Raw genomic sequence first — 5,116 nt, 5'->3', positions numbered from 1 at the left:
ACTTATCCTAGAACTTTATGTCCCAAGCTCTTATTAAAAATTAAGGAGGATAAAAATATGAATCATAATCATGAATATCATTCAAACAAACCCGAAATTAAAGCAAATGTTGTATATAGAGATGGTAATATAGAAATTACGTTAGAAGATGAATTTAATAATGCCCCATTATTAGATACTATGCATGAAAAAGAAATGCATTTCGTTTTAGTATCTAATGACATGGAGAAATATTACCACCTACACCCTCAAAAAAAGCATGAAGGTTTATTTATAATTAACCAACAATTAGAGCCAGGAACTTACCAGGCTTTTGTTGATGTTACACCAAAAAACCATGTGTATTCCGTTCATCCTATTGAACTGCAAATTGGAGATAAAATAACCTCTACAACATCTTTAAATTCTGATAAAAATTGGGTAAAAGTTAACAAAGGAGTTCATGTAACTTTAAATTCTATAAGTGCTAAAGAAGATGAACATGTCCCTTTAACTTTCAATACAGAATTAACTCCCCAACCTTATTTAGGAGCTTTAGGACATGTGATTATATTTGATGAGCAATTAACTGATTATATTCATGTTCACCCAGAATCACCTGATTCTACAACCTTTTATGCTCATTTTCCTAAAAAAGGGATGTATAAAATTTGGGCAGAATTTAAATTTAATGATGAAGTGCATAGATTTACTTATAATATTAAAGTTGCATAAATCTATTAGCAAAAGCTTAAAAATCAGTAAATTGTAAAGAGTTATTTAGATAATACAAAACGCTTTATAAAAAATCGAAAATTTAAGATAGAAAGTTGATGAAGAAAGTATCAAAAAATTGTAGTGGTTGTTTATATTGCAACATTCACTGAATTTTTATAGTTAATAACCTATTATTTAAGGAGTAATTTATTGATTAAGTTTGAATATTTTGAGGAGAAAGATTTTGATTTATTAATAAACTGGATAAACTCTCCTGAACTTTTAGTCAAATGGGCAGGTACAGATTTTAATTATCCCCTAGATGAAGAACAATTAAAGGAATATATTAAAGACACAAATAAAGAAAATTCTAGTAAAATAATTTATAAAGTTATCATTGAAGAAAATAATTCAAAAAAAATTATAGGTCATATTGCTTTAAATAATATAGATTTTAAAAATTGTTCCGCCACGTTAAGTAAAGTTTTAGTAGGTGATCCGCAAATGCGTGGCCAAGGATTAGGCCCTAAAATAATAAAGAAATTATTGAAAAAGGCTTTTGAAGATTTGGGACTACACAGAATTGAATTAGGTGTTTTTGCCTTTAATAAATCAGCTATTAAAAGTTACAAAAAGATTGGATTTATAAAAGAAGGAGAAAAAAGAGACTTTAGAAAATTAAATGGAGAATATTATAATTTATGGCAAATGAGTATGTTAGAAAGCGAATGGTCTTGAATAATTTTAAACAAAAATAGTCCTCTTATTTTAATAAGAGGACTATTTTTGTTTATTTAGAGCGTACTCAAAAATGACATTTTGTATATAAAATTTATTTTGATTCATAAGTAATTCAGCTAATGACTTCTATTTTATTAATTTTAGCTATATATTAATATAGAAATAATAGTAAACATCTAATTAACTAAGATAGACAATTACAAAGACTTTACACTAAAATTCTTCTGAGTATGTTGAGGGGAATTATTGACAGAATTATCTTTTTTACTGTTTTAAATCTTTCACATATCTTTCCAATGCTAAATAATCTACACACATTGATTCAAAAAATGAAACTTTTTTTATCACAGCATTTTTATATACTTTTTGGGCTTTATTTACGATTCTTTGATTTTCTTGCCTAATAAAAATTAATTGGTTAGTTAATAAGTTATAATATTCTAAATCTTGCTCCTTTATGTATTGCATATCTATTTTAGAAAGATATTTATCAGGAACAGGTATCATATTTAAAAATAATAGATATCCTAATCTATTTTGAATATTATTAACCTCAAACAATTTTATTGATAGTTGATTATTTAGTTTTTTATTTTCTTTAGGGGAACTTAAGGGGACAAAATAATTAAGATCATTAATAGATAATACAACTCCTAAATAAGGACGAGTGGATTTATTTAATAATACTCTCTCATCTACATTTCTTAATTCATTAATATAATCTTCATCAACATAGTATAATTTCATAATTTCTCCTACAGTATAAAAATAAAGCGACCAAATATTTGGTCGCTTTTCAATGTCTACTTGTGGCAAGACCTCTCCATTTTTTCAATTCCAACTTTTAGCATGGACTCTCTATTTTTTCAATGTCTACTTGTGGCAAGACCTCTCCTATATACATTTTAAATTTTAGCACTGTATAAATCATATGTCAATTTTTTATCTTTATATTATATTTCTCAGAACCGTTCAAATTGGTTTTCTAAGAGAAAAATGATTAAAGATTTACTAACTGATTTTTCATTAGAAATAAAGCAGGTAGACGCTTGGTACAAAATACTTTCTACACCGATACAAATCCACAATTGATTGGAAAGAGTAAAATCCTTTGACAAGCTAATTACCGTATTGTTGATAGTATAAGAAAAGACTTATTAACCAAAAAAATCCTACAAAATCAATAATAATAGTCTTTTACATTTCTCCACCAACCAATGTTATAGTCCAATTAACGAAAATGATTAGCAAAGTAATGATCCCTCTCTGCGACTAGATTGATTCTTGATAGATAGGCGAACTATATATATCATGTTCTAATATACGACCTTTGATAAGTTATTTTCTCTTAATCTAAATTTGTTATCATTTTTTCTTTTTAAATAAATTTTTGGTAATAATAAATGCAACTACATATAACTCAACTGTTACCATTAATGGTAACGTGAAAAGACCCATATACATAAATATATCATTTGCGTGCATTATTCTATCCCAATCATCAACGACACTGATGAAGTTCCACACAAAATACCCTGTAGGGACCCCAAATATTATTAAACCTATAATCATTTTTAACAGTAATTGTTTATCTCTTAGACTCATCGTAGCTATTTTAATGTCTTCTAACGTTAACCAAGATTTTTTTGAGATGTACTAATTTTTAAATCCTTTATTCCTGTTATATCTTTTTCTGTCTGATATCCTAAGGCATCTTTTAGAATTAATTTATCTCTACCATTAATACTCACTCTATCTATAATTTCTCTTTCAATAATACAATTATTTACATTTTCTGCAAAATAGTTTTTTCTACGTCGTTTTCCTACAAATGGAAATATAAAAATAGGGAATAATAACGAATAAAGAACAAGTAATATAGCTGGCAAACTAATTTTATCCCAATCTGTTATATATTTAATCACTTCTTCTTTAGGATATGCACTGAGTGAATAAAAAATCATTGCTAACAAGTACATTAATGCTACTAGTGTTATAAATATGTATAAAATTATATTGATTATCAGTGTTTTTACTCTTTCCATCTTTTGTCTTTTATATAAAATATTTTGACTTAGAATTTGAATAAGCGCATATATAATATATATTACTGCAAAAATCCCTACTTCGTTAAAATTCTTGTATAGGTCAATCAAGAAATCCATATTTTTGAAATACACGTTAACTCCTCCAATTAAAGTGTATAACAGGTTACTAAGACTTATAAATTTTTGCTTAAGTTATGCCATATTCTCATATAGCCCATAAGTTCTGTGTATTCAGACTTCAACATACCGTTAAGTAAATCATAAACATCATCAAATTCTTTATTTATAATTTCATAAACAACTTTTGTTTTATTTCTATACATCCACTCTGCCACGCGTTCTGTTTCACTAGTACCATCTTTTAAAGTAACGGGTTTAACTTCAATTTCATTTAATTGTTTAAGTATCTTATTTTTACTCCAATGTACATTATTTAAATACTTCTTCTTTTTCAAATCAACAAACTTTTGTAAATTATTATTTATCGGTTGTTCATTATTAATATCAGGAACCTCCCACATTTTCGTATAATAAGACAGATTTAAAACAATTTTCTTAGTATCAAAAATATTAAAAATATTTTTGATATCTAGTATATCTAAATATTCATTAGAAAAACGTATACAGTTTTCTAAAAAATTACTATATTCTTTTTTCAGAAGTTCATATTTTTCTTTATTATCTATATCGTGATCCCTATGTATATTTTGTGCTATTTCTCTAGAATCTTTAATAACAGATTTAAATAATGATAGTTTATTTGAAAAATAACGTACGTCGTCTAATGATTTTGCCAGTGTATCACTTAATTGATTTAGGTAATCTATCATTATACTTTTATTATGTATATTCTCATTCTGTCTAATATATTTTGCTATTCTATTTTGATTAGGTAGCAACTCTTCGATTGATATATTACCTCGTTTTATTTTTTCAGGTTTTGTTACATCATCTCTTAATATTTCATCGATCATATCTTCATTAACATACTTTACTTTTTTGAATGCAAACTTCCTTTTTTGTGGGTAATGATATTTATTCCAATTTTGGTTTGTTCCATTTTCTATATTATTTAAGATATCATTACTTTTATTTTTTACATAGTCTGTTGTGACACTTCGCTTTTTGCTATCTTCCTCATAAATTGAAAAATAATTCCCATTAATAATATACGCAGCTTCTTCCAGAGAATACCATCTTTCCTTTTTGCCATCTATCTCCAAGAATTTTTTATAATTACTTTTAAAAATTTCTTGTTCCATACTTAAATCAGACCCCTCTAAAATTTCTTCGATATTGTCATCAGTTAATTGATTATTCATCCAATAATTAAAATCTAAGTCATTGATTCCTTTGTTATTAATGATAATCACGCTATTACCTCCAAAAACCGAATAAATTTTTTCACCTATTATTTTATCACTTCATTTGCGAAAATTTAATCAATCACAGATATCTTTGATTAATTCTATTTATATTTCCTAAACGATGCGCATCAATAGGATAGAAAGGATGTTTCACATGAAAATTCAATCTAATTTCAAAAAAGGTGGCTATTCAACTGAAATAGCTTCCAATTATATTGATAATAAAAAACCCATTTATAGCTTAAGTACAGAACTTTATCCGCA

Annotated in this window: 5 protein-coding genes; 2 read left to right on the top strand and 3 right to left on the bottom strand. The window is 26.3% G+C overall.

The features are described 5' to 3' along the window. Positions 1-57: 57 nt before the first annotated feature. Positions 58-714 carry a hypothetical protein gene (locus HMPREF2663_RS07450; RefSeq protein WP_001831384.1) on the top strand — a complete coding sequence of 219 codons (657 nt, stop codon included), beginning with the start codon at positions 58-60 and terminating at the stop codon, positions 712-714. Positions 715-906: 192 nt separating this feature from the next. Beyond that, positions 907-1,434 (top strand): GNAT family N-acetyltransferase, encoded by a 528-nt coding sequence (locus tag HMPREF2663_RS07445; protein WP_001831394.1) that lies wholly within the window; start codon positions 907-909, stop codon positions 1,432-1,434. A 267-nt stretch (positions 1,435-1,701) separates the two neighbouring features. Here the strand turns inward: HMPREF2663_RS07445 and HMPREF2663_RS07440 are convergent, their stop codons facing one another. The 3 genes from HMPREF2663_RS07440 to HMPREF2663_RS07430 form a co-directional block, all read right to left on the bottom strand. Beyond that, a complete protein-coding gene (locus HMPREF2663_RS07440) occupies positions 1,702-2,184 on the bottom strand; it encodes a type III toxin-antitoxin system ToxN/AbiQ family toxin (protein WP_001831392.1) in 483 nt (160 codons plus the stop codon). Between the two features lie 884 nt (positions 2,185-3,068). Further along, complete coding sequence (locus HMPREF2663_RS07435; RefSeq protein ID WP_002511329.1) at positions 3,069-3,617, bottom strand: hypothetical protein; 549 nt, start codon at positions 3,615-3,617, stop codon at positions 3,069-3,071. Between the two features lie 41 nt (positions 3,618-3,658). Continuing rightward, positions 3,659-4,858, bottom strand: a complete 1,200-nt coding sequence (locus HMPREF2663_RS07430) for a hypothetical protein (RefSeq protein ID WP_001831368.1) — start codon at positions 4,856-4,858, stop codon at positions 3,659-3,661. Positions 4,859-5,116: the final 258 nt, after the last annotated feature.

Source organism: Staphylococcus sp. HMSC077D08 (assembly GCF_001837945.1).
GTDB classification, from domain to species: Bacteria; Bacillota; Bacilli; order Staphylococcales; family Staphylococcaceae; genus Staphylococcus; species Staphylococcus epidermidis.
This window is presented reverse-complemented; position numbering and strand designations above follow the sequence as displayed.